We start from the raw sequence: 23,341 nt of genomic DNA, 5'->3' as shown, positions 1-23,341 counted from the left end.
CGGCATCAAGGCGCAAATGACGAGGACAACGCCCATGACCAGCCTGATGCCCAGTTTGGCCTTCATCCAGGTCGACGCCTTCGCCGACGCGCCCTTCACCGGCAATCCCGCCGCGGTGATGCCGCTCGACGCCTGGCTCGACGACGCCACGCTCCAGCACATTGCGGAGGAAAACAACCTCTCCGAAACCGCCTTCACCGTGCCGACCCCCGATGATCCCGAAGCGGACTATGAACTGCGCTGGTTCACCCCGGCGGTCGAGGTGAAGCTGTGCGGCCATGCCACGCTGGCGAGCGGCCATGTGCTGATGAAGGGGGACTTCATCCGCTTCCGCACCCGTCATGCCGGCATCCTGACAGTATTGCGCGACGGCGAAGGCTATGCCCTGTCACTCCCCGCATGGACGATGGCGCCCAAGGCGCTTCCCGATCTCGCGGCGGGCCTGGGCGGCCAGCCGCTCGAATCGCACTGGCGCGATGGTGGCTACAGCCTCTTCCTCTTCCCCGACGCCGCCGCCGTGCGGTCGCTGTCGCCCGACTTCGCGGCGCTGAAGGCGCTGGGCGACATCATGCTGATCGCGACCGCGCCGGGCGAGGACAGCGATATCGTCAGCCGCGTTTTCGTGCCGGGCGGCGGGGTGAATGAAGACCCTGTCACCGGATCGGCCCATTGCCTGCTTACCCCCTTCTGGGCGGAACGGCTGGGGAAGAACGAGATCAGCGCCTATCAGGCCTCGGCGCGGGGCGGGCGGCTGGGCTGCACGCTGACGGACGACCGCGTCATCCTGACCGGCGCCTGCCGCACCGTGATCGAGGGGCGCTTTTTCCTTTAACCCGGAAACAGCCCCATCAGCTTCGCCAATGCCCCGCGCACCGCGCGGCGCTGTTCCTTGTCCGGTGACATGCCGATCCGCACCACGGTCAGCCGCTGCGACGGGGAGATCAGGATATATTGCCCATTATGCCCGACGCAGCCGAACAGGCTCTCGGGCGCCTGGCCCGGCATCAGCGCGCTTTCGCTACTGTCGCGATTGAGCCAGATATGCAGCCCATAGGCCGGGTTGCGGCGCGACGGGGTGGTCATCAGGTCGATCCATTTTTCCGGCAATATCTGGTGGCCGCTGGGCGACCGCCCCCGGCGGCGCAGCAGGTCGCCGAAGCGGCCATAATCGCGCGCGGTCATGTGCAGGATGCTGCCGCCGATCATCGTACCGGCCGCGTCATATTCCGGCGTCAGGCTGGGCAGCTTGCCCGGCGCCTTCAGCCGCCCGTCGATGAACATCTGCATCGCCCGCCGCCGCGCGTCGGGGTCGGCGCTGTTGGTCAGCATCCGCGTCATCAGGTCGGTCAGGATCATGCTGCTGCCGGTCGAATAGGCGAAGGCCTCGCCCGGCGCATGGGCCAGCGGCTTGGCTTCGGCATAGGCCGCCATGTCCTGCGCGCCGTCGGCGAAGAGCATTCGCACCGTATCGCCATCGGGCAGCGGATCGCCGTCTTCGATATGGTCCAGACCCGAACTCATCGTCAGCAACTGTCGCAGCGTGATCCGCCCGCGCGGGTCGCCCGGCTGGCTCCAGGCGGGCACCGGCACCGGCGCATCGAGCGCCAGCCGCCCGTCGGCGACCATCAACCCCACCAGCACCGCCGTCACGCTCTTGGCGATCGACCAGGACAGCAGCTTGGTGTCCGGGCCATAACCGGGCGCATAGCGTTCCGCGATCACCTTGCCGTCGCGCATCACCAGCAGCGCACGGGTCTGGCCCATCGCATCGTCGTCGAACAGCGGGTCGATCGCCCCGTGCAGCGCGCTTTCGCCCACCACGGCGTCGGACGCGACGCGATAGACAGGGTCCGGCCCCTGCTGCGCCCCGCGCCCGGCGAGTGTCCCCGCCACGACGAGCGCGGCTATGCCGGCGCCTATCCCAAGGCGCTTTACGATTCGGCTGTCGATCTGCATAAGCCGGCGCCCTTACATGGAGGCGTAGGAAAGAGCCATGGCGGTTCGGCGGAAATGGTGGATTGCAGCAGTGCTGATCCTTGTGCTGCTGCTTGGCGTGCTGGCATGGCGCTGGACCAGCCTCAGTGTGCAGGCGCGTGTAGGCGCGGCCTATGGCGCGCGGATCGGCTGTTCCTGCCGCTATGTCGAAGGACGCGCCATGGGCAGTTGCCAGCAGGACAAGGAACCTGGGATGGCCATGGTCCGCCTGACCGATCTGCCGGAAGAAAATGCGGTCAGGGCGAGCGTCCCCCTGCTCGCCAGCCGCACCGCGCGCTTCAGGCCGGGCTGGGGCTGCCTGCTCGATCCCGCGAATTGAACGGGCCGCCTGCTTTCGGACGATCTGAAATCGACCATTAGCGAGCCATTATAGCAAACGAGTCACGCGCCTCGTTTTGAAGGGTTGGGTTGGGGCATCGTTAAGGCTTCCATTCCCTTTTTCTCCTCGCCACGCCACATCATTCCTCCATCATCATTTCCCCCGGCGCCGCATCCACCCATTTCCGCGCAACCGCATAGTCATGCCCGGCGCGCAGGAAGGCGGCGATCGCCTTTTCGCGCGCGGGGGGATCGAGCGGCGCGGTGGCATAGGGGCCCAGGCGCTTGCGGCGGGCGAAGCGGTCGGCGGCGGACCAGGCGTCCTTGCGGGTCTGGGCGTCGGCCTGCGCGCGATCCTCCTCCGCGATGCCGGCGGCGCGCAATTCTTCGCCGATCCGGCGCGCACCATAGCCGCGCCGGCCGAGGGACGCGCTCTTCATCATCGCATAGCCCGCATCGTCGATATAACCCAATTCCACGAAATGATCGGCCAGTCCTTCGGGATCTGCGGGCTTCCCGCCGCGCCAGCCGCGCTCGCGCAGTTTTCGGCGCAGATAGGCGAGCAGCTTGCCCCGGCTGGTCGCAAAGCGTGCGGCATGGCGCAGCGCAAGGTCGCGCAGCATGTCCTCGTCAAGCGGCGGGGGGAGACGTTTCCCGGTCATTTCGAACCTCAATGCCCGATACGCCATGTTTATGCCACAGTCGGGCCGGAATTTTACCGCGCCTTGTCGGCTAATAAGCAACGCTGGAACGGAATATGCGGTGCAAGTGGCGGACAAAGCTGCTAGCGGCCGCCCTTTCACAAGTTTTAAGACATTGGGTGAAACCAATATGACGGGTTCGCAAGAGATGATGGCACCGACGCCGACCACCGATGATCTGACGCGCCGCTTCTCCGACTTCGAGACGCTGGGCGAAGCGCTGGACTATGCGGCGCAGGGCAAGCGCGGTCTGAATTTCCATGATGCGCGCGGCAATCTGGCTCGGCCCTATCCGTTCCGCGAACTGCGCGCCGATGCGATCACCTGCGCCCATCGCCTGATCGCCCATGGGGTGAAGCCGCAGGATCGCGTGGCGCTGGTCGCTGAAACCGGCGCGGATTTCGCCATGCTCTTCTTCGGCATCGTCTATGCCGGCGCCTGGCCGGTGCCGCTGCCGCTGCCGACCAGCTTCGGCGGCAAGGAAAGCTATATCGACCAGCTGAACGTCCAGCTGACCAGCTGCGATCCGATGCTGTTCCTCTTCCCCAAGGAACTGGAAGAGATGGCGGGCGAATCCGGCCGTCAGAAGAAGGTCGAGAGCATCGCGTTCGAGGATTTCATTGCGCGCGAGGCCGCGCCCGTGGCGCTCCCGCAGGCCAGGGGTGACGAAATCGCCTATCTGCAATATTCGAGCGGATCGACGCGCTTCCCCCATGGCGTGGCCGTCACCCACCATGCGCTGCTGTCGAACCTGTCGGCGCACAGCCATGGCATGGAATTGCAGGACAGCGACCGCTGCATCAGCTGGTTGCCCTGGTATCATGACATGGGCCTGGTCGGCTGCTTCCTGTCGGTCGTCGCCAACCAGGTGTCGACCGACTATATGAAGACCGAGGATTTCGCCCGCCGCCCGCTGGCCTGGCTCGACCTCATCAGCCGGAACGAGGGCACCTCGATCAGCTATTCGCCGACCTTCGGCTACGATATCTGCGCCCGCCGCATGTCGAGCCAAACCAAGGCGCAGGATCGGTTCGACCTGTCGCGCTGGCGCCTGGCCGGCAACGGTGCCGACATGATCCGCCCCGACGTGATGCAGAGCTTCGTCGACGCCTTCGCCGACGCGGGATTCAGTCCGAAGGCCTTTCTGCCCAGCTACGGCCTGGCCGAAGCGACGCTGGCCGTCACCATCATGCCGCCGGGCGAGGGGATCATCGTCGAACTGGTCGAGGAAACCGACCTGTCGGGCGGCGACGCGCCCGAAGGCCGTCCGCAGCGCTTCCGCTCGATCGTCAATTGCGGCAAGCCGGCCAAGGACATGGTCGTGGAAATCCGCGACGAGGATGGCGGCCTGATGAACGAGCGCCAGATCGGCAAGGTGTGGACCACCGGGCCGAGCCTGATGGTCGGCTATTTCCGCGATCCCGAAGCCACCGACGCCTGCATGGCCGATGGCTGGCTCGACACGGGCGACATGGGTTATCTGAGCGATGGCTATCTCTACATTGTCGGCCGCGCCAAGGACATGATCATCATCAACGGCAAGAATCACTGGCCGCAGGATATCGAATGGGCGGTGGAGCAACTCCCCGGCTTCAAGCAGGGCGACATCGCCGCCTTCGCCATCACCACGCCGGGTGGGGAAGAAGCGCCTGCCGTGCTCGTCCATTGCCGCACCTCGGACAATGAGGAGCGCTCGCGTCTGCGCGACCAGATCCGCGAGCGGGTCCGCGCCATCACCGGCATGAACTGCGTCGTCGAACTGGTGCCGCCGCGCACGCTGCCGCGCACCAGCTCGGGCAAGCTCAGCCGGTCGAAGGCGCGCAACCTCTATCTTACCGGCGAGATTCGGCCCTACGACATCGCCGCCTGACGGGCGGCGGGCGGAGATGAGGCGCCGCTATTTCGCCTGAAGCTGGCGCTCTACCTGCGTCCAGAGCGCAGCGAAGGCCTGCGCCGGGGGCGAGGCGGGGGCGAAAGCGCCCAATGGCTTGCGGCGCACCGTCATCTGCTCGATCGTGCTGGCCATCGGAATGGCGTGCCAGTGCGACTGGCTCTCCAGCGCCGTGCGATGCAGGCTGCGGCGCCGGTCGACCATCGAATAGACTGGCAGGATCGGTGCATGATTGCCGCCGCGCTGGACCAGATAGCGGGCGACTTCCCCCATGGCGCGCTGCGATAGTGGGGAGGGGATGACCGGAATGACGATCAGGTCGGCGGCGCGCAGCACCTGCTCGCTGGTTTCGGTGAGGCCCGGTGGGCAATCGAGGATAATCCGGTCATAGTCGCGGCCAAGGCTCTCGATCAGCTTGGCCAGTCGCTTCTTCTTGTCCATTTCCCGGAACAGATGGTCCAGGCCGCGCAGCGACGTGTCGGCGGCGATCAGGTCCAATCCCGGCACGGTGGAGGGCTGGATCAGCTTGCGCACCTCCACATCCTTGCTGAAGATCGCTTGCGCCGCGTCGCGGCTGGTCTGATCGGTCGAGATCAGCCAGCTCGCCGCCGCCTGCGGGTCCAGATCCCATAGCAGCGTGCGCCGCTTCGAGACGCTGGCCGACGTCCAGGCGAGGTTGATCGCGAAAGTGGTCTTACCCACGCCGCCCTTGAGACTGTAGACGGCGATGGTCGCCAATGCCGGTTCCTTTGCCATGAGAGGCGAAGCTAGTTCGTCCGCCCGTCAAAGCAAGCGTTCAAATCACCAGCCGTCGGGCGACTGTGACAGTTTTGTGCGAAAGCCGCGATTGACAGGCCGGTCGACCGAACGCATAGCGCGGTACGCGAATTATTCGCAATAGCATAAAAATTTGTCCATCGGGGGGCATCAACATGTCGACATCGCGCGTTTCCGCTCTGTCTCTGGGGGGCGCATCGACGCTGGCCTTTTTCCTGTCGCTTGCTACGCCGGTGCTGGCGCAGACTGCCGCCGCCGCCGATCCGGCGGACGAGGACCAGATCGTCGTCACCGGTTCCTACACCACCAACGACAAGCTGGGATCGGCAACCGGACTCAACCTGTCCCTGCAGGAGACCCCCCAGTCGGTGACGGTGATGACCGCGCAGCGCATGGAGGATCAGGCGATCCGCACGCTGAGCGACGTGGTCAACAATGCGGCCGGCGTGTCCGCCAAATCCTTCGACAGCGCCCGTAACGGCTTTTCCGCGCGCGGCTTCGAGATCAACAATTACCAGATCGACGGCATCCCGGTGCAATGGGATGCAGCCTATAGCGCCGGGGAATCCGAGATCGACATCGCGCTTTACGAACGGATCGAGATCGTACGCGGCGCGACCGGGTTGATGACGGGGGCGGGCAATCCTTCGGCGTCGATCAATTTAATCCGCAAACATGCAGACAGCGACCGCTTCACCGCAACGGTGACGGCGGCGGCCAGCCGCTGGGACACTTATTTCGCGATGGCGGATATTTCCTCGCCCCTGTCGAGCGACGGCGCGATCCGCGCGCGGGTGGTCGCGAAATATGAGGAAGGCGACAGCTTCACCGACCTGTTGCACAACAGGAAGCTGGTGCTTTACGGGGTGATCGACGGCGATTTGACCCCCGGCACCCATGTGAGCTTCGGTGCCAGCTATCAGGATAACAGCCCTCGTGGCACCCAATGGGGCGGCTTGCCGGTCTGGTATTCGGACGGCAACCGCACCGACTGGAAGCGGTCGAAGACGGTCGGGGCCGACTGGACCCGCTGGGCGTCCACCAACCAGACCTATTTCGCCAACCTGACCCAGCAGATCGGCGCCAACTGGTCGCTGAAAATCTATGGCAATTATTCGCTCAACGAGGGCGACATGCAGCTGCTCTACATTTCCGGCACGCCGGACCGGACCACGGGCCTGGGCCTTGGCGCATTCGCGGCCAATTATCAGGGCAAGCTGGAACAGGCCGATGTCGGCGCGCGGCTGACCGGAAGATATCAGCTGTTCGGGCGCGAGCATGACCTGATCCTGGGGGCCAGCTATGCGCGGCAGAATCAGGATTTCTACAGCCTCGCCGCGCTCGACAGCCTGTCCGTCGGCGATTTCAACAATTGGGACGGCTCGATCGCCGAGCCGCGCTGGAGCAGCATCCGTTCGCATGACCTGGATCAGGTGACGAAGCAGTGGGGCTATTTCGGCGCCACCCGCCTGTCGATCAGCGATCCGTTCAAGATCATTATCGGCGGGCGCCTCGCTTCCTGGGAGCGACAGGGCATCTCCTATGGCTCGACCGTCGACTTTGGCGACAAGAACCGCCTGCTGCCCTATGTCGGCGCGCTCTACGACATCACACCCAACCATACAGTCTATGCGAGTTTCACCAAGATTTTCCAGCCGCAGAGCGCGCAGGACCGCAATGGCGACTTCCTGCCGCCGATCACCGGCAACAATTATGAGGGCGGCCTGAAAAGCAGCTTCTTCGGCGGCGCGCTCAACACCGCCATTTCGGTGTTCCGCATCGAGCAGGACAATCTGGCCCAGGCCGATACAGGCCATCTGATCCCCGGCACCATCTTCGAAGCATCCTACGCCGCCAGGGGCGCGCGCAGCACTGGCTTTGAGGTGGAGGCGAATGGCGAGATCCTGCCGGGCTGGTCGGTCGCGGGCAACTATACCCAGTTCAGGGCCAAGGATGCCGACGGCAACCGGGTCAACACGCTGTTCGCGCAGAAGCTGCTGCGCCTGTTCACAACCTATGATTTCGCCGGCTCGCTCCAGGGGCTGACCATCGGCGGCGGCGTCAACTGGGAAGGGCTGAGCTATACCGACACGATCAATCCGATCACCGAAGAGGCCGAGCGGCTGGAGGTCAAGCCCTATGCGCTGGTCAATCTGATGGGCCGCTACGAATTCGCCAAGGGCCTGTCGGCGCAGGTCAATGTCGATAATCTGTTCGACAAGACATATTATTCGCAGATCGGCTTCTACAATCAGCTGGCCTATGGCGAGCCGCGCAACGTTACCTTCACGCTGCGCTACCATTATTGAACAAACAGAAAGGGCGGATCGTCGGCCCGCCCTTTCCCGATATCAGAGGATTTCGAGGACCTTGTCCTGGGGACGGCAGAAGCGGACGCCCTTTTCCGTCTCGACGAAGGGGCGGTTCACATAGGCGGGATTGGCCGCCATCTCGTCCAGGATCGCGTCCGCCGTCATATCGGGCAGGCCGCGTTCCTCGGCATCGGTCCCCATCCTGCGGATCGCATCGGCCGGGGTGATGCCGGCATCGGCGATCAACTGCGCCAGCTTCGCCCGGTCGTAGGGCGTCTTGAGATATTCGATCACCTCGACGTCGACGCCGGGGGTTTCCTCCAGGATCGCCAGCGTCTTGCGCGACGTCCCGCATTTGGGATTATGCCAGATGGTCGCCTTCATTGGCTGTCCTCGCGCGCCAACCACTCTTCCAGCCACTTGATGGTATAGTTGCCGTCGAGGAAGTCGGGATCGGTCAGCAGCGCCTGATGGAGCGGGATGGTGGTCTTCATCCCTTCGATCACATATTCCTCCAGCGCGCGGCGCAGGCGCATGATCGCGCCCTCGCGGGTGCGGCCATAGACGATCAGCTTGCCGATCATGGAGTCGTAGTAGGGCGGCACCTTATAGCCCTGATAGAGGCCGCTATCGACGCGAACATGCATACCGCCCGGCACATGATAGCTGGTGACGGTGCCCGGCGACGGGGCGAAGGTCCGGGGATCTTCCGCGTTGATACGGCATTCGATCGCATGGCCGGTGAAGGCGATATCCTCCTGCGCGACCGACAGCGGCTTGCCTTCGGCGACGCGGATCTGCTCGCGCACCAGATCGAGGCCGGTGATCATCTCCGTCACCGGATGTTCCACTTGAAGGCGGGTGTTCATCTCGATGAAGTAGAATTCGCCATTTTCCCACAGAAACTCGATCGTGCCCGCGCCGCGATAGCCCATGTCGGCCATCGCCTTGGCGCAGATGCCGCCGATCCGCTCGCGCTCGGCCTGGGACAGGACGGGCGAGGGCGCTTCTTCCAGCACCTTCTGGTGGCGGCGCTGGAGCGAGCAGTCGCGTTCGCCCAGATGGATGGCGTTGCCCTTGCCGTCGCCGAATATCTGGATTTCGATGTGGCGCGGATTGCCGAGATATTTCTCGATATAGACGGTGGCGTCGCCAAAGGCGGCCTTGGCTTCCGAACCCGCCTGCTGCATCAGCGTTTCGAGCTGGTCGGGCGAGGTGCAGACCTTCATGCCGCGGCCGCCGCCGCCGGACGCCGCCTTGATGATGACGGGATAGCCCGCCGCCTCGGCGATCGCCTTGGCTTCCTCGACATCGCTGACCGCGCCGTCTGAACCGGGGACGAGCGGCAGGCCCAGCGCGCCGGCGGTGCGCTTCGCCTCGATCTTGTCGCCCATGGTGCGGATATGTTCGGGCTTGGGACCGACGAAAGCCAGGCCGTGCGCTTCCACGATCTCCGCGAACTTGGCGTTTTCCGACAGGAAGCCGTAGCCGGGATGGATCGCGTCCGCGCCGCTGATCTCCGCCGCGGAAATGATCGCGGCGATATTCAGATAGCTGTCCCTGGCGGCGGGCGGGCCGATGCAGATCGCCTCGTCCGCCAGCCTGACATGCATGGCGTCGGCGTCGGCGGTGGAGTGCACCGCGACGGTCTTGATGCCCATTTCATGGCAGGCGCGGTGGATGCGGAGCGCGATCTCGCCGCGGTTGGCGATCAGCAGCTTTTCGATGGCCATGAGCGGTGCGCGCCTTATTCGATGACGATCAGCGGCTGGTCATATTCGACCGGCTGGCCGTTATCGACCAGCACCGCCTTGACCGTGCCGGCGTTGGGCGCGGTGATCGCGTTCATGACCTTCATGGCCTCGACGATCAGGACGGTTTCGCCGGCGGCGACCTGTGCGCCGATACGGGCGAAGGGCGCGGCGCCGGGTTCCGCGGCGAGATAGGCGGTGCCGACGATCGGCGACTTGACCACGGTGCCGGCCGGGATGGCGGCTTCGGCGGCGGCCGGTGCGGCGGCGGGCACCGCGGCGGCGGGCGCGGCCACCGGCGCAGGAGCGTAGACGGCGGCGGGCGCGCCGCCACCCGAGCGGGCGACGCGGATCTTGCGATCGCCGTCCTCCACCTCGATTTCCGTCAGGTTGCTGTCGTCCAACAGCGTCGCGAGATCGCGCACCAGCTGCACGTCCACCTGCATTGCGCCCTTTTCTTTGTCGGTCATGTGAAATCCCTGGCCGGTGAATGTCGTTTCTTGTGCCCGCGCCTATGCGTATTTACGGCAAAGCGCAACTTTCGTGCGTCGGGGCGCGCGCAGTTATAGTCTGTTCGGAAAATGCGCGAATGCGCATTTTCGGCAGGTGCGGCAATCAAACAATTTTCTATAGTTCCAGCGCGGCTTCCAGCGCCAGCATGTAGGACATGGGGCCAAAGCCCGCGATCGTCCCCCTGGCGGCCATGCCGACATAGCTTTTGTGGCGGAAAGGCTCGCGCGCATGTGGGTTGGACAGGTGAATCTCGATCACCGGCACCGTCACCGCCTTGATCGCGTCATGCAGCGCGATCGAGGTATGGGTCAGGCCGCCGGGGTTCATGATGATGGCGTGCGCGCCTTCCGCATGGGCTTCCTGCACCCAGTCGATCAGATGCCCTTCATGGTTCGACTGGCGGAAATCAATCTCCACATGGGCGCGGTTGGCCGCATCCTCCATCCGCTCGGCGATATCGTCCAGCGTGTCATAGCCGTAGATGTCCGGCTCGCGGGTGCCGAGCATGTTGAGATTGGGTCCGTTCAGCACATAGATTTTGCGCGCGTCGGCCAAGGCGTGTCCCCTTCTTTATGTTGCGGCCGGGGCGTGGCCGCCCCTATATGCGGCACGATCCTTAGCCCTTCCTGTCTCGCTTAGTCGAGACAGTTCGCCAATCGGGAACGCATAGTGAGCATAGACGGCACCATCTCCATCCGCATCAATGGCGAGCATCGCCGCGTCCGCAACGGACTGACCCTTGCCGACCTCGCGAGCGAGCTGGGCTTCGTGCCGGAAAAGGTCGCGGTGGAGCGCAATCTGGAAGTGGTGCCGCGTTCGACCCTGAGCCAGGTCAGGGTCGAGGATGGCGACGAGCTGGAGATCGTGCACTTTGTCGGGGGCGGCGATATGACGGCGGTGGATGACGACAGCTGGACCGTGGCCGACAAGATATTCCGGTCGCGCCTGATCGTGGGCACCGGCAAATATAAGAGTTTCGAGCAGAATGCGGCGGCGGTCGCGGCGTCGGGCGCGGAGATCGTCACCGTCGCGGTGCGTCGCGTCAATGTCAGCGACCCCAAGGCGCCGATGCTGACTGACTATATTGATCCCAAGAAGATCACCTATCTGCCCAACACGGCGGGCTGCTTCACCGGCGAGGAGGCGATCCGCACCCTGCGGCTGGCGCGCGAGGCGGGCGGATGGGACCTGGTGAAGCTGGAAGTGCTGGGGGAGGCGCGGACGCTTTATCCCGACATGGTCGAAACGCTGCGCGCGACCGAGGTGCTGGCCAAGGAAGGCTTCAAGCCGATGGTCTATTGCGTTGACGATCCGATCGCGGCCAAGCGGCTGGAGGATGCGGGCGCGGTCGCGATCATGCCGCTGGGCGCGCCGATCGGGTCGGGCCTGGGCATCCAGAACAGGGTGACGATCCGCCTGATCGTGGAAGGCACCAAATTGCCCGTGCTGGTCGATGCTGGCGTCGGCACGGCGTCGGAGGCGGCGCAGGCGATGGAACTGGGCTGCACCGGCGTGCTCATGAACACCGCGATCGCCGAGGCGAAGGATCCGGTGCTGATGGCCGCCGCGATGAAGGCGGGGGTCGAGGCGGGCCGCATGGCCTATCGCGCCGGGCGCATGGGCAAGCGCATGTATGCCGATCCGTCCAGCCCGCTCGCTGGTCTGATCTAGGCGGGGGTGTCCGCTGCGACGCGACGTTGATGCGTCATACCGAAGTTCACACTGTCGTCGGGTGATTTGGGCCAATTGCGCCCGCGACGCGCTCGCGACGCGCCTGCGACGCGTCACCGACGCGACGGTCGGGTCATGGTGGCGCGCCCTCGAGGCGACAGCAACGCGGCCGTCGCGCGTCGGATACGCGCCCGTGGCGCGCAAGCGGGCTAGGGCCGATCGACATTCAGTTCTGGCGGGCTGCAAATGGTTGAAGCGAGGCACATGACTCGTTTCAAGGGTCACGGAAATCCACCATTTTTGCTCCGCCATCTCCTGAATGTCGATCGGCCCTAGTGAGGCGGGGGGGTGGAGGAGCGCTTCCATCGCACAGGGTAGATCAGAGGAACGCCGGGTAGGAAAGATGTTTCTGCGGGGGCGGCGCGCCGTCGTTGCGATGGCCCACAACGCTGCGGCTGATCTTCGTTCCGCTGACCTCTTCGGCTGACCCCTAATTTCCAGTTGATCGGGCGAGTCGTTCGTGAAATTCTGATGACGGGTCAAAGAAGGAGGACGGGGTCTTGGCGACGGCGATGGGCGATCGGGGGCAGGGGCGCCGCACCGGCTATGCCAAGCGGATCAGCACGCACCTGGCTGCCGCGCTCGTCATCTTCTGCCTGCTTCAGATTTTCATCGTCGCGAAAATGGGCGGGTCGCTGGCCCTGCACCTGGGCATCATCGTCGCGATCGGCGGCTATGCCGTGGCCGCCCGCGGGCTGGAACGGCGCTGGCGCCTGCTCGAACAGGGGGGGCTGTCGGAAGGCGGACTGGCGCTGCGCTTCCGCCGCGACCTGCTGCAACTCTGGGGTGCCAGCCTTGTCGGCGCGCTGCTCTGGATCCCGGTCGCGATCATCTTCCGCTTCCTCTTCGGCTGATCTTTCTTCGGTCGGTCGGCCGGAGCCAATCGGCGCGCCCGTCGTTGTCCTTCCTCGAACCAGGAGGACCGATCATGGCCGACGCCAGCATTTTCCATCGCCTCAAGCAGGATCACGACGCCCACCGCCAGCTTTTCGCCAAGATGGCGGATGCCGATCGGGAAAAGAACGAGGATCGGCTGGAAAAGCTGTTCGAGCAGTTCAAGGTGGAGGTGACGGCCCATGCCGCGGCCGAGGAGGAAACGCTCTATGCGACGATGCTGTCCCGTCCCAACCTGCGCGAGGATGCGCAGCACAGCGTGGCGGAGCACAAGGAGATCGACGATTATCTGGAGAAGCTGGACGGCCTCAAATTCAATGGCGACGCCTGGCGCGAGACATTCGCCGAGATGAAGAAGCGCTATCTCCATCATATTGACGAGGAGGAAGAGGAGATGTTCCCCGCAGCCGCGAGGGATCTGACGGCGGAGGAGGAGCAGAAGCTCGGCACGCTGTTCGCCAGGCGCAAGCCCGCTGAACTGGAGCGCGCCCAGACCGAAGACTGATATTCTGCGCGGCGTTGCTGCGCCGGCCAAGGCGGTGGGGCGCCATCCGCTGAATGTCGATCGGCCCTAACCCGCGCTCAGCCCATGTTTTCTCATGCAATGGCGCAGCTGGTCGTAGGTCAGCCCCAGCCCCTTGGCCGTCGCGCGCTGATTGTAGCGATAGCGGTCAAGCGCCGCTCGGATGATCGCCGCTTCATGCGCGTCCACCGCGCTGCGCAGGTCGCTGATCTCCTCGAAAGCCGTCGCTGGCGCCGGCTGGGTCGGAGCGGCCGGGAGGTTGCCGGCGCCAGGCTCCGTCCCCGCCTTTGGCATCAACGGCTTGGGCTTCCACGGCGAGGCGAAGGGATCGAAGGTCAGGCGGCTGATCGGCCGTGCCGGCTCGTCCCAGCGATAGACCGCGCGCTCCACCACATTGCGCAGTTCGCGCACATTGCCGGGCCAGCCATGACCTTCCAGCTCCGCCGCGCAAGCCGCGGCGAAGCCGGGCCATTGCGGCCAGTTGAGTTCCGCCGCCATGCGCCGCCCGAAATGATCGGCCAGCACCGCCACATCGCCCTCGCGTGCGCGCAGCGGGGGCAGGGTGATGACCTCGAAGCTGAGGCGATCGAGCAGGTCGGGGCGGAAGCGCCCGGCTTCGGCGGCGGCGGGCAGATCCTCATTGGTCGCCGCGACGATGCGCACGTCCACCGTCACCGGCCGCGATGCGCCGATCCGCGTCACCTCGCCATATTCGATCACGCGCAGTAGCCGCTCCTGCGCCGCCATCGACAAAGTGCCCAGCTCGTCCAGGAACAGGGTGCCGCCATCGGCTTCCTCGAACCGGCCGGGCCGCGCCCGGGTCGCGCCGGTGAAGGCGCCCTGTTCATGGCCGAACAGCTCCGCCTCGATCAGCGTCTCGGGCAACGCGGCGCAGTTCATCACGATCAGCGGCTCGCCCCAGCGCGGGGAGAGGTGATGCAGCCGCTCGGCGATCAGTTCCTTGCCGGTCCCGCGCTCGCCGATCACCAGCACCGGCCGGTTGAGTTCGGCCGCGCGACCCGCCTGCTCGACCGCGTCGAGAAAGGCCAGCGACTGACCGACGAACTGCGTATTTTTCTCCATGCGCCAACTTATGGTGAAATTTCCCACCTCTTGGCAAGTGGCATGTCGATCCAGTCGTGCCAGATGAACCGAGAATGAAGGAAATCCGCGCTTTCCGCAAATTGGCACGCCCCCTGCAAAGCTATGGGCAATCCGCACCGAAACGCGGAAACACATGAAGGCCAAGGTTCAGGGAGTAAGAAAATGGAAAAGCAGACCAGCAGCGTTCGCGAAATCGGCCAGCTGATGTCGGTCGCCATCGCCGCCGTCCTGTTCGGATCGACCATGATCCTTTCGGCGGTCGGCCCGGCCCGCGCCAGCGAAACCCCGATCCTCGCGGCGCAAGACACCCCCGCGAACCTGCGCTATCTTGCGTAAGGATCGCAATCCCGGCCGGGGCGGGACTGCCCCCTCTCGCCCGCCCCGGCACCTGAAAACGAGATACGACCAGGAGTGACGTTAAAATGGGTATTTTCTCCCGCACCCGAGACATCATCGCCGCCAATGTGACCGACCTGCTCGACAAGGCGGAAGACCCCGCGAAGATGATCCGCATGATCATCCTCGAAATGGAGGAAACGCTGGTCGAGGTCCGCGCGTCGGCCGCCCGCACCATCGCCGATCAGAAGGAGATGCGCCGCCATATCGCCAAGCTGACCGCTTTGCAGGACAGCTGGACCGAAAAGGCGCAGCTGGCGCTGAGCAAGGACCGCGAGGACCTGGCCAAGGCCGCCTTGATCGAACGCCAGAAGGCCGCCGACATGGCCGAACAGCTGAACCATGAGATCGAGACGCTCGACGAGGCACTGGCCGCGTCGGAAGCCGACATCGCCAAGTTGCAGGGCAAGCTGCGCGAAGCCCGCGCGCGCCAGAACAGCCTGGTCAGCCGGATGCAGAGCGCGGAGAACCGCCTGCGCGTCCGCGAAGCCTATGCCGGCGAGAAGGTCAACGAGGCCTTTGCCCGCTTCGACATGCTGGAACGCCGCGTCGACATCGCCGAAGGCCGCGCCGACGCCATGGCGCTGGGCAGCCAGCCCAAGACGCTGGAGGAAGAGATCGCCGAACTCAAGTCGGCCGACAAGGTCGATGCCGATCTCGCCGCGCTCAAGGCCAGCATGAACGCCGGCAAGACCGAGGGAGCCTGATCCATGGAGGACGTGTTTCTGCCGCTGATGATCTGCGGCATGCTGTTCATCGGCATGCCCTGGCTGATCTTCCACTATGTCACCAAATGGAAGCAGGCGCCCAAGATCACCGACGAGGATGAGAAGCTGCTGGACGAGCTTCACCTTCTCGCCCGTCGCCTGGAAGAACGGCTCCAGACGGTCGAACGGATCGTCGCCGCCGACAATCCCGATTTCCGCCCGCAGCGCCCGTCGACCGACGACGCCTACGAATTCGACCGGAGGAACTGACATGACCGCCCGCCGCACCAAATTCTACCTCGACAAGGCCAATGGCAAATGGATGGGCGTCTGTTCCGGCATCGCCGACTATAGCGGGATCGATGTGGTCTGGGTCCGGGTGGGCGCGGTGCTCATCACCCTGATGGGCGCTTTCCCCTGGACGCTGATCGCTTATTTCGCCGCCGCCTATTTCGCCGAGAACAAGCCGCAGGGCCTGTATGCGGACCGCGACGACGAGAAATTCTGGCAGGGCGTGCGCAGTAACCCGGCCCGCTCCACCCGCGACGTCCGCGCCAAGTTCCGCGACATCGACCGGCGCCTGGCCGACATCGAAATCTATTATACCAGCCGCAACACCCGCCTGTCCGACGAGATCGAAAGCCTGCGCTGAACAGCGCGGCCGCCGGAGGGGAATTGAAGGGAGCAAAGGACCATGAATTTCGCAGGACCCAGCTTCATCGTCGCCATCGTCGCCCTGTCCATGGGCGCCTGGGTGATCACCACCTGGCTGCGGGTCAAGCATGGCTATCCGCTGACGGACGACAACGGTAACACCGTTCATCGAACCGATCCCGACGCCGGTCGAAAAATCGAGCTTCTTTCAAACGAAAACGAAATGCTGCTTGGCCGAATCAGCCGCCTTGAGGACCGCATCGCCGTGCTGGAAAGGATCGCCACCGATCCTGCTACCCGCACCGCGCGCGAGATTGACGCGCTGCGCTGACCGGCCAGGCAAGGGGAGTAGATCATGATGTTTCCATTCGAAGCCTTCGCGCCTGTCGCGGCAGGATTGGGCATGCTCGCCATCGCCGGCTGGATCTTCACCACCTGGCTGCGCATCAAGCATGGCTATCCGCTGGAAAACAGCTGGGGGAAGGCGGTCTATCCGCAGAAGAATGAGGAGATGGTCGAACGCATCAGGCTGCTGAGCCAGGAAAATGCGCAGCTCCGCGCCGAGATCGGATCGATGAAGGACCGGCTCGCCGTGGTGGAGCGGATCGTCACCGATGAAAGCCATCAACTAAATCGTGAAATCGAACGGCTGCGCGGCCCAGCCAACTGAGCGCCGCCAGCATAGCAGGGAGTAGTGACCATGGGTCCGTTTGAAATGGTCGTCGCCATCGTCGCGATCACCGCCATCGCCAGTGTCATCCGCGCCAGATATGGCGTCGTGCGCCGGCACAAGGGCGAGGACTTCATCCAGCGCGGCCCGGACCCGGAAGCGGAACGGCTGCGCGCCGAGGTGAAGGCGCTCAAGGATCGCGTGGCCGTGCTGGAACGGCTGGCCACGGACGGCTCCAGCGCGCTGGAGCGGGAATTCGAAAAACTCCGGGATCGCGACTGAAAGCGCGCATCCGGGCAGGGAGGCATTTATGCAGGACCCCTATCTCTACATCATATTGGCGGCGACCAGTCTTGCCGGTCTCACCATCATCGCGGTCGCCGGTTTGCGCGGCTGGAATGGTTGGCTGGAACTGAAGCGGGCCGAACTGGGCCGCCGCATCGAAGACAGCGCCCCGCCGTCGGCGGTGGCGCGGATCGAGGTCGCCGACCTCAAGGAACGCATCCGCAAGCTGGAAGCCATCGCCGCGGGCGTCGATCTGTAGGAGGCAAGCGAGATGGCGGTTTTGGGTGGGAACATGACATTCCCCTCCCGTAAACGGGAGGGGCAGCGAGACTTATTCGCGGAGCGAATTAGTCGCAGCGGGGTGGGCTATAGCACCAAGGTCGCGTAAGCCCACCCCCTAACCCCCTCCCGCAAGCGGGAGGGGGAACTATGTCCGCTCCTGGCCGAAACCGGCCTCTCGAAACGGCCGACGCTAAAGAATCTCAGACCATTTCGCCGGCCAGCAGGCGGGGGAGCGCGCCGGACTGGCCCCGCGCTTCGGCCATGAAGCGGTTCTTGAGCAGGGATGTGCGCTGCACCGTTGCCAGTCCCGCCCGCCGCACCAGCGAGGGCAGCCTGCCCGGCACATCGAACAGGCGGACCAGCCCGTCCATCGCCACGCTGGTCATCATCGCATCCAGCCCGCGCCAGCGCTGATAGCGCGCCAGCAATTGCGCATCGCCCGGATCGAGACCGAGGCGCATCCCCTCCACCAGCACCTCGACCAGCGCGGCGACATCGCGGAAGCCCAGGTTCAGCCCCTGCCCCGCGATCGGATGGATGGCATGGGCGCTGTCGCCGACCAGCGCAAGGCGGGTATCGGTGATGCGTGCGGCATGGTGGAAACCCAGCGGATAGGAGGAACGCGGCCCGGCCAGCCTGATTTCGCCCAGGAAGCCGCCGATCCGTTTCTGCGCTTCGGCCAGCCAGGCGCGCTCGGACAATTTCATCATCGCCGGCGCCTGCCCGGTCGGCACGGTCCAGACCACGGCGGAGCGGGTGCCCGGCAGCATCGGCAGCAGCGCAAAGGGGCCGCCGACGTAGAAAATCTCATAGGCGGTGTTGGCGTGCGGCACCTCATGGTCGATCGCCGTCACCATGGCGGTGTGCTTATACTGCCAGCGCGTCGTGTTGATGCCTGCCGCCTCGCGCGTGGGGCTGTTGCGCCCTTCCGCCGCCACCAGCAGCGCGCCTGCGATCGTCGCCCCGTTCGCCAGCGTCAGCGTGACGCCATCGGCGTTGCGGTCGACATGGACGGCACGATCGGGCTGGAAACGGGTCAGATTCTTCGCCTCGGCCGCCGTCTGCGCCAGCGCGACGCGCAGGTCGCGATTGGGGAACATCGTCCCCATCACCCCGTCATCCGCATCCGGCGCGAAATCGAGCGCGCCCGGCTCCAGCCCGTCGCTGACCCAGATCCGGTCGATCGGGCAACCCTTGCCCTCCAGATGCCGGTCCACGCCGATGGCGCGCAGCATGGCATGGCTGGTCGAACTGATGGCGGAAACGCGGCCGTCGAAACCGGCAGCGGTCGTATCGACCGGATCGGCCGGATCGATCACGGCGGTTTTCACGCCATGGCCGGAAAGAGCGATGCCAAGGGTCAGGCCGACCAGCCCGCCACCCAAAATCACGACGTCGAAGCGTTCCATGAGGGCTATCTAAGCGCTTGACCGGCTCAAGGGAAGCGTTGGCTTTCCCTTAAAGGATAGCGTCATCCCCGCGAAGGCGGGGATCCATCTCCCAATAGATCGTCTGAATGCAAGGTCAGGAGATGGATTACCTGCGGTGCGCTGCGCGTCCCGCCTGCGCGGGAATGACGCAGGTGCAAGTTAAAGGGTGCGCACCCAGCCCGCCGGATCGGCCACGGCGCCGCGCTGGATGCCGGTCAGTTCGGCGCGCAGGCTTTCCGTCACCAGTCCGCCATCGCCATTGCCGACGGTGAAGTCGCCATCGACGCTCTTGACCGTCCCGATCGCCGTCACGACCGCCGCCGTGCCGCAGGCGAAGGCCTCGCGCAGCTTGCCGCTGGCGGCGTCGGCGCGCCACTGGGCGAAGCTGTAGGGTTCCTCGCGCACCTCATGCCCCTTGGCGCGGGCGAGCGAGATGAGGCTGTCGCGGGTGATGCCCGGCAGGATCGTGCCGGAGAGCGGCGGGGTGACGATCGACCCGTCGTCCATCACGAAGAAGACGTTCATGCCGCCCAGTTCCTCGACCCACTTATTCTCCGCGGCGTCGAGGAAGACGACCTGGTCGCAGCCATGGCCGATCGCTTCCTTCTGCGCGACCAGCGACGCGGCATAGTTGCCGCCGCACTTGGCCGCGCCGGTGCCGCCGCGCGCCGCGCGGCTATAATGTTCCGACACCCAAAGGGTCACGGCCTTCTTGCCGCCCTTGAAATAGGCGCCGGCGGGCGAGGCGATGACGCAGAAAATATATTCGTTCGCCGGGCGGACGCCCAGAAAGGCCTCGCTCGCGAACAGGAAGGGGCGCAGATAGAGGCTGCCTTCGCCGCCGGGAATCCAGTCGGCGTCAATCTTCACCAATTGCTCGACGGCTTCCAGGAACAGGTCTTCGGGGATGGCGGGCATCGCCATGCGCTCGGCCGACTCCGCGAAGCGGCGGGCATTTTCCTCCGGGCGGAACATGGCGATGCTGCCGTCCTCGCGCCGGTAGGCCTTCATGCCTTCGAAGATTTCCTGCGCATAATGGAGCACCGCGCAGGCGGGATCGAGCATGAAGGGCGCGCGCGGCTCCACCTTGTGGCTGTGCCAGCCCTGCCCCTCGGTATAGCGGATCGTCACCATATGGTCGGTGAAGAGTCGCCCGAAGCCGGGATCTTCGAGCAATAGAGCGCGCTCGTTCGCCGCCACAGCCTGGCTGTTGCGGATGACGGTGAAGCGCGACGTCTGCTCGGCGGCCATGGTGAGTCTCCTTGTTCTGGCTCGGACGGAGCCGCCTATGTCACAGAGCGGCCGATGAAACAATCGGTCATATATGCTGACCTATTTTCCGCAAAAGGGCCAGCCGGACGGCGCTGGCCTCTTCCCGCTCGCCCGGCGTCCCTGTATCGCTGCGCCATGCATTTCTTCTCGGACAACGCCACACCCGTCAGCCCCGCGATCATGGCCGCCATCGCCGCCGCCGACCGGGCCGATCATGGCTATGACGGCGACGCATGGAGCGCCCGGCTGGACGGCGCCTTTTCGGACCTGTTCGACGCGCCGGTCCAGGCGCTGTGGATTTCCACCGGCACGGCGGCGAACAGCATCGCGCTGGCCACCCTCTGCCCGCCCTATGGCGGCGTGCTCTGCCATGAGGAAGCGCATATCGTTGTCGACGAATGCGGCGCGCCCGGCTTCTTCACCCATGGCGCGACCCTGATGCCACTGCCGGGCGCGGGGGCGAAGCTGATGCCGGAGGTGGTGCGCGATCGGCTGAAGGCGATCCGCCCCGACGTGCATCAGGTGCCGGCGCGGGCGATCAGCATCACCAACGCCACCGAATATGGGCTGGTCTATACGCCGGACGAAGTCGCGGCGCTGGGCGAGGTGGCGAAGGCGCAGGGCCTGGGCTTCCACATGGACGGCGCGCGCTTCGCCAATGCGGTGGCCCATCTGGGCTGCGCGCCGGCCGACGTCACCTGGCGCGCCGGCGTGGACGCGCTGTCCTTCGGCTGCGTCAAGAATGGCGGGATGGTGGGGGAGGCCCTGCTCTTCTTCGGCCCGCAGGCGGCGGCGCGCGCGGCGCAAGCGAAGCGCTGGCGCAAGCGGTCGGGCCATCTCTTTTCCAAGGGCCGCTATCTTGCCGCGCAGATATTGGCGATGGTCGAGGACGGCCTGTGGCTGCGCAATGCCGGGGCCGCCAATGCGGCGGCGCGGACGCTGGCGCAGGGCGCGGCCGGGCGGCTGCTGCACCCGGTCGAGGCGAACGAACTGTTCGTGCGGCTGACGGCGGAGGAAGCGGCCCGCCTGCGCGCGCAGGGCTTCGATTTCTACGACTGGGGCGATGGCGCCGCCAGGCTCGTCACCAACTGGGCGCAGGATGCGGCGAGCGTCGCCCCCCTGGCGGACGCGCTCGGGGCGCTCGACCATGGATGAGGGCAGACGCGGCGGCGTCGCCCTGCCCTTCATCCTCGTCACGCTGATCTGGAGTTCGACCTGGATCGTCATCCGCGACCAGATCGGATCGGTGCCGGCCAGCTGGTCGGTCTGCTATCGCTTCCTGCTCGCCGGCATCGCCATGGCCGTCTTTGCCCGGATACGCGGCGTGTCGTTGCGGATCGGCGGCGCGGGCATGGTCTTCGCCGCGCTGCTGGGCACCGCGCAGTTCGTGCTCAACTTCAACTTCGTCTATCGGGCCGAGCATTTTCTGACCTCCGGCGTGGTCGCGGTGGTTTATGCAATGCTGCTCATCCCCAATTCGATCCTGGCCTGGCTGATCTTCCGCCAGCCGGTCGGACGCGCCTTTATCGCCGGCTCGGTGGTGGCGGTCGCCGGGATCATCCTGATGCTGCTTCACGAATATCATGCCGCGACGGTGCGGCCCGACAAGGTGCTGCTGGGCGCGGCCTTCTCGCTCGCCGGCCTGATGAGCGCGTCGGCCGCCAACATCATGCAGGGGATGGAGATCGCCCGGCGGCTGCCGATGGTGGCTGTGCTGGCCTGGGCGATGCTGATCGGCGCGGCGGTGGACGCCCTCTTCGCCTGGATCAGCGTCGGCCCGCCGCAGTTCGAGCCGCGGCTGGGCTATATATTGGGCATAGGCTGGCTGGGGCTGGCCGGATCGGTCGTGACCTTCCCGCTTTATTTCACCCTGATCCAGCGCATGGGGGCGGGGCGCGCCGCCTATACCAGCGTGCTGATCCCGGTGATCGCGATGCTGATCTCCACCGTGGCGGAGGGCTATCGCTGGTCGGCGCTGGCGATCATCGGCGCATTGCTGGCGGTGGCCGGCATGGCAATCGCGCTGCGATCCAAAGAGGGTTAGCGCATCGCGCCCGGCTGGTAGCGCAGCTTGGCGGCATTCACCTTGTCGAGCAGGCTGGCGATCGATTCGGACGAAGACGCCGCGCGGCCGGGCATGGACACATCGTTCATCCGGTGGCTGAGCGCGGAAAAAGCCCTGTCAATCCGGCTGTCAATCTGAGCGTCGATGCGGGTCATGGGACATCCCTTGTGAAGCGATGTCCTGCTTGTCGGCCGACTCGGTTAACAAGGTGTAAACCATGCGGCGAGCCGCGTCAGAGGCAGGCGCGCAGGCCTTGGCGATAGGTCGGATAGCGGGGCGACCAGCCGAGCAGCCTTTTGGCCCGGCCGTTCGCGACCCGGCGGTTTTCCGCATAGAAGGACCGCGCCATGGGAGAAAGCTGCGCCTCCTCCAGCGTCAGCAGCGGCGGGACGGGGTGGCCCAGGATCGCGCAGGCTTCCTCGATCAGCCGGTTCTGCGCGCAGGGCAGATCATCGGACAGATTATAGACGCCCGGCGGCCCCCGGTGGAGCGAGGCGGCGATGCCCGCGACGATGTCATCCACATGGGCGCGGCTGAATATCTGGTAGGGCAGGTCGATGCGATGCGCCCGCCCCTCCCGCACCCGGTCGAGCGCCGATCGGCCGGGGCCGTAAATGCCGGGCAGGCGGAAACGGCGCATGTCGGGACGCAGCGCCCCCCAGTCGGCGTCGGCCTGCGCCCGCGCGGCGCGGCGGCTGAAACGGACGGGGCTGCCTTCGTCGACCCAGGCGCCCGCGGCATCGCCATAGACGCCGGTGGAGGAGAGATAGCCGGTCCAGATCGCCGACGCTGCGGCTATGGCCGCACCGTAACGGGTCAGGACGGGGTCGGTGTCGCCTTCCGGCGGGACGGAGGAGAGGATGTGCGTGGCCTGCGCCAGGGCGGCGCGGACGGCGCTGTCGTCATCGAAGGCGAGCGCATCGGTGTCGGCGGTGCGGCGGACGCCGGTAATCCGCCAGCCCTCCGCGCGTAGCCGGGTGGCGAGGCGAGAGGCGGTATAGCCCATGCCGAGGATGAGCATGTGCGGCATAGTGAATCCACCTCCGTTCGTTTCGAGCGAAGTCGAGAAA

Annotated in this window: 29 protein-coding genes; 17 read left to right on the top strand and 12 right to left on the bottom strand. The window is 65.4% G+C overall.

Annotation, left to right across the window (positions count from 1 at the left end; genetic code table 11):
* Window positions 1–46 precede the first annotated feature (46 nt).
* The gene (locus AC58EF_RS14705) at window positions 47–832 is read left to right on the top strand and encodes a PhzF family phenazine biosynthesis protein (RefSeq protein ID WP_497277113.1); all 786 of its coding nucleotides are present in this window, start codon (window positions 47–49) and stop codon (window positions 830–832) included.
* On the opposite strand, the gene AC58EF_RS14700 is transcribed toward AC58EF_RS14705, so the two are convergent.
* On the bottom strand, window positions 829–1,956 hold the full coding sequence (locus AC58EF_RS14700; RefSeq protein WP_497277091.1) for a serine hydrolase domain-containing protein: 1,128 nt from the start codon (window positions 1,954–1,956) through the stop codon (window positions 829–831). The genes AC58EF_RS14705 and AC58EF_RS14700 overlap by 4 nt on opposite strands.
* A 37-nt stretch (window positions 1,957–1,993) precedes the next feature.
* On the opposite strand from AC58EF_RS14700, the gene AC58EF_RS14695 reads away from it, so the two are divergent.
* Window positions 1,994–2,314: a hypothetical protein gene (locus AC58EF_RS14695; protein ID WP_497277090.1), complete on the top strand. Its 321-nt coding sequence runs from the start codon at window positions 1,994–1,996 to the stop codon at window positions 2,312–2,314.
* 139 nt (window positions 2,315–2,453) lie between these two features.
* Here the strand turns inward: AC58EF_RS14695 and AC58EF_RS14690 are convergent, their stop codons facing one another.
* Entirely contained in the window at window positions 2,454–2,975 is a 522-nt protein-coding gene (locus AC58EF_RS14690; RefSeq protein WP_497277089.1) for a regulatory protein RecX, read from the bottom strand.
* A 187-nt stretch (window positions 2,976–3,162) separates the two neighbouring features.
* Between AC58EF_RS14690 and AC58EF_RS14685 the strand changes: the two genes are divergently transcribed.
* Entirely contained in the window at window positions 3,163–4,884 is a 1,722-nt protein-coding gene (locus AC58EF_RS14685) for a fatty acyl-AMP ligase (RefSeq protein ID WP_497277112.1), read from the top strand.
* A 27-nt stretch (window positions 4,885–4,911) separates the two neighbouring features.
* Here AC58EF_RS14685 and AC58EF_RS14680 read toward each other — a convergent pair whose 3' ends face one another.
* The gene (locus tag AC58EF_RS14680) at window positions 4,912–5,661 is read right to left on the bottom strand and encodes a ParA family protein (protein ID WP_497277087.1); all 750 of its coding nucleotides are present in this window, start codon (window positions 5,659–5,661) and stop codon (window positions 4,912–4,914) included.
* Between the two features lie 176 nt (window positions 5,662–5,837).
* On the opposite strand from AC58EF_RS14680, the gene AC58EF_RS14675 reads away from it, so the two are divergent.
* Window positions 5,838–7,991 (top strand): TonB-dependent siderophore receptor, encoded by a 2,154-nt coding sequence (locus AC58EF_RS14675; RefSeq protein ID WP_497277086.1) that lies wholly within the window; start codon window positions 5,838–5,840, stop codon window positions 7,989–7,991.
* Window positions 7,992–8,033: 42 nt separating this feature from the next.
* Here AC58EF_RS14675 and AC58EF_RS14670 read toward each other — a convergent pair whose 3' ends face one another.
* The 4 genes from AC58EF_RS14670 to aroQ form a co-directional block, all read right to left on the bottom strand.
* Window positions 8,034–8,378: an arsenate reductase family protein gene (locus tag AC58EF_RS14670; RefSeq protein ID WP_497277085.1), complete on the bottom strand. Its 345-nt coding sequence runs from the start codon at window positions 8,376–8,378 to the stop codon at window positions 8,034–8,036.
* Entirely contained in the window at window positions 8,375–9,727 is a 1,353-nt protein-coding gene (gene accC, locus AC58EF_RS14665) for an acetyl-CoA carboxylase biotin carboxylase subunit (RefSeq protein ID WP_497277084.1), read from the bottom strand. Before accC ends, AC58EF_RS14670 begins: the two co-directional genes overlap by 4 nt.
* Before the next feature lie 14 nt (window positions 9,728–9,741).
* A complete protein-coding gene (accB, locus tag AC58EF_RS14660) occupies window positions 9,742–10,215 on the bottom strand; it encodes an acetyl-CoA carboxylase biotin carboxyl carrier protein (RefSeq protein ID WP_497277083.1) in 474 nt (157 codons plus the stop codon).
* Window positions 10,216–10,372: 157 nt separating this feature from the next.
* A complete protein-coding gene (gene aroQ, locus AC58EF_RS14655; RefSeq protein WP_497277081.1) occupies window positions 10,373–10,813 on the bottom strand; it encodes a type II 3-dehydroquinate dehydratase in 441 nt (146 codons plus the stop codon).
* Between the two features lie 114 nt (window positions 10,814–10,927).
* On the opposite strand from aroQ, the gene thiS reads away from it, so the two are divergent.
* The 3 genes from thiS to AC58EF_RS14640 all read left to right on the top strand — a co-directional run bounded on the left by thiS (window position 10,928) and on the right by AC58EF_RS14640 (window position 13,388).
* The gene (gene thiS, locus AC58EF_RS14650; RefSeq protein ID WP_497277080.1) at window positions 10,928–11,929 is read left to right on the top strand and encodes a sulfur carrier protein ThiS; all 1,002 of its coding nucleotides are present in this window, start codon (window positions 10,928–10,930) and stop codon (window positions 11,927–11,929) included.
* Window positions 11,930–12,501: 572 nt separating this feature from the next.
* Window positions 12,502–12,843 (top strand): hypothetical protein, encoded by a 342-nt coding sequence (locus tag AC58EF_RS14645; RefSeq protein WP_497277111.1) that lies wholly within the window; start codon window positions 12,502–12,504, stop codon window positions 12,841–12,843.
* Between the two features lie 74 nt (window positions 12,844–12,917).
* Window positions 12,918–13,388 (top strand): hemerythrin domain-containing protein, encoded by a 471-nt coding sequence (locus AC58EF_RS14640; RefSeq protein ID WP_497277079.1) that lies wholly within the window; start codon window positions 12,918–12,920, stop codon window positions 13,386–13,388.
* Between the two features lie 66 nt (window positions 13,389–13,454).
* Here AC58EF_RS14640 and pspF read toward each other — a convergent pair whose 3' ends face one another.
* On the bottom strand, window positions 13,455–14,489 hold the full coding sequence (gene pspF, locus AC58EF_RS14635) for a phage shock protein operon transcriptional activator (RefSeq protein WP_497277078.1): 1,035 nt from the start codon (window positions 14,487–14,489) through the stop codon (window positions 13,455–13,457).
* A gap of 183 nt (window positions 14,490–14,672) precedes the next feature.
* On the opposite strand from pspF, the gene AC58EF_RS14630 reads away from it, so the two are divergent.
* The 8 genes from AC58EF_RS14630 to AC58EF_RS14595 all read left to right on the top strand — a co-directional run bounded on the left by AC58EF_RS14630 (window position 14,673) and on the right by AC58EF_RS14595 (window position 17,481).
* Complete coding sequence (locus AC58EF_RS14630; protein ID WP_497277076.1) at window positions 14,673–14,846, top strand: hypothetical protein; 174 nt, start codon at window positions 14,673–14,675, stop codon at window positions 14,844–14,846.
* An 86-nt stretch (window positions 14,847–14,932) separates the two neighbouring features.
* Window positions 14,933–15,613 (top strand): phage shock protein PspA, encoded by a 681-nt coding sequence (gene pspA / locus AC58EF_RS14625; protein ID WP_497277074.1) that lies wholly within the window; start codon window positions 14,933–14,935, stop codon window positions 15,611–15,613.
* A gap of 3 nt (window positions 15,614–15,616) precedes the next feature.
* Window positions 15,617–15,883 carry an envelope stress response membrane protein PspB gene (gene pspB, locus AC58EF_RS14620; RefSeq protein WP_497277073.1) on the top strand — a complete coding sequence of 89 codons (267 nt, stop codon included), beginning with the start codon at window positions 15,617–15,619 and terminating at the stop codon, window positions 15,881–15,883.
* A gap of 1 nt (window position 15,884) precedes the next feature.
* Complete coding sequence (gene pspC, locus AC58EF_RS14615) at window positions 15,885–16,265, top strand: envelope stress response membrane protein PspC (protein WP_497277072.1); 381 nt, start codon at window positions 15,885–15,887, stop codon at window positions 16,263–16,265.
* Window positions 16,266–16,307: 42 nt separating this feature from the next.
* Window positions 16,308–16,598: a hypothetical protein gene (locus AC58EF_RS14610; protein ID WP_497277071.1), complete on the top strand. Its 291-nt coding sequence runs from the start codon at window positions 16,308–16,310 to the stop codon at window positions 16,596–16,598.
* A 27-nt stretch (window positions 16,599–16,625) separates the two neighbouring features.
* Window positions 16,626–16,937 carry a hypothetical protein gene (locus AC58EF_RS14605; protein ID WP_497277110.1) on the top strand — a complete coding sequence of 104 codons (312 nt, stop codon included), beginning with the start codon at window positions 16,626–16,628 and terminating at the stop codon, window positions 16,935–16,937.
* Between the two features lie 30 nt (window positions 16,938–16,967).
* On the top strand, window positions 16,968–17,219 hold the full coding sequence (locus AC58EF_RS14600; RefSeq protein WP_497277069.1) for a hypothetical protein: 252 nt from the start codon (window positions 16,968–16,970) through the stop codon (window positions 17,217–17,219).
* Between the two features lie 28 nt (window positions 17,220–17,247).
* Complete coding sequence (locus AC58EF_RS14595; RefSeq protein WP_497277068.1) at window positions 17,248–17,481, top strand: hypothetical protein; 234 nt, start codon at window positions 17,248–17,250, stop codon at window positions 17,479–17,481.
* A gap of 223 nt (window positions 17,482–17,704) precedes the next feature.
* Here AC58EF_RS14595 and AC58EF_RS14590 read toward each other — a convergent pair whose 3' ends face one another.
* Window positions 17,705–18,913, bottom strand: a complete 1,209-nt coding sequence (locus tag AC58EF_RS14590; protein WP_497277067.1) for an FAD-dependent monooxygenase — start codon at window positions 18,911–18,913, stop codon at window positions 17,705–17,707.
* Between the two features lie 180 nt (window positions 18,914–19,093).
* A complete protein-coding gene (locus AC58EF_RS14585; protein WP_497277066.1) occupies window positions 19,094–20,185 on the bottom strand; it encodes a branched-chain amino acid aminotransferase in 1,092 nt (363 codons plus the stop codon).
* A gap of 156 nt (window positions 20,186–20,341) precedes the next feature.
* Between AC58EF_RS14585 and AC58EF_RS14580 the strand changes: the two genes are divergently transcribed.
* Both AC58EF_RS14580 and AC58EF_RS14575 read left to right on the top strand, forming a co-directional pair.
* A complete protein-coding gene (locus tag AC58EF_RS14580; protein WP_497277064.1) occupies window positions 20,342–21,361 on the top strand; it encodes a threonine aldolase family protein in 1,020 nt (339 codons plus the stop codon).
* Entirely contained in the window at window positions 21,354–22,250 is an 897-nt protein-coding gene (locus tag AC58EF_RS14575; RefSeq protein WP_497277062.1) for a DMT family transporter, read from the top strand. Before AC58EF_RS14580 ends, AC58EF_RS14575 begins: the two co-directional genes overlap by 8 nt.
* On the opposite strand, the gene AC58EF_RS14570 is transcribed toward AC58EF_RS14575, so the two are convergent.
* Both AC58EF_RS14570 and AC58EF_RS14565 read right to left on the bottom strand, forming a co-directional pair.
* Complete coding sequence (locus AC58EF_RS14570) at window positions 22,247–22,426, bottom strand: hypothetical protein (protein WP_497277061.1); 180 nt, start codon at window positions 22,424–22,426, stop codon at window positions 22,247–22,249. The two genes, AC58EF_RS14575 and AC58EF_RS14570, sit on opposite strands and share 4 nt — an antisense overlap.
* A gap of 77 nt (window positions 22,427–22,503) precedes the next feature.
* Window positions 22,504–23,301, bottom strand: coding sequence for a Rossmann-fold NAD(P)-binding domain-containing protein (locus tag AC58EF_RS14565; protein ID WP_497277059.1), 798 nt, complete (start codon window positions 23,299–23,301; stop codon window positions 22,504–22,506).
* Between the last annotated feature and the right edge of the window lie 40 nt (window positions 23,302–23,341).

This window comes from Sphingobium sp. WR1 (genome assembly GCF_059693745.1).
Note: the sequence above shows the minus strand (reverse complement) of the source record. Positions and strands in the feature narration are given on the sequence as shown.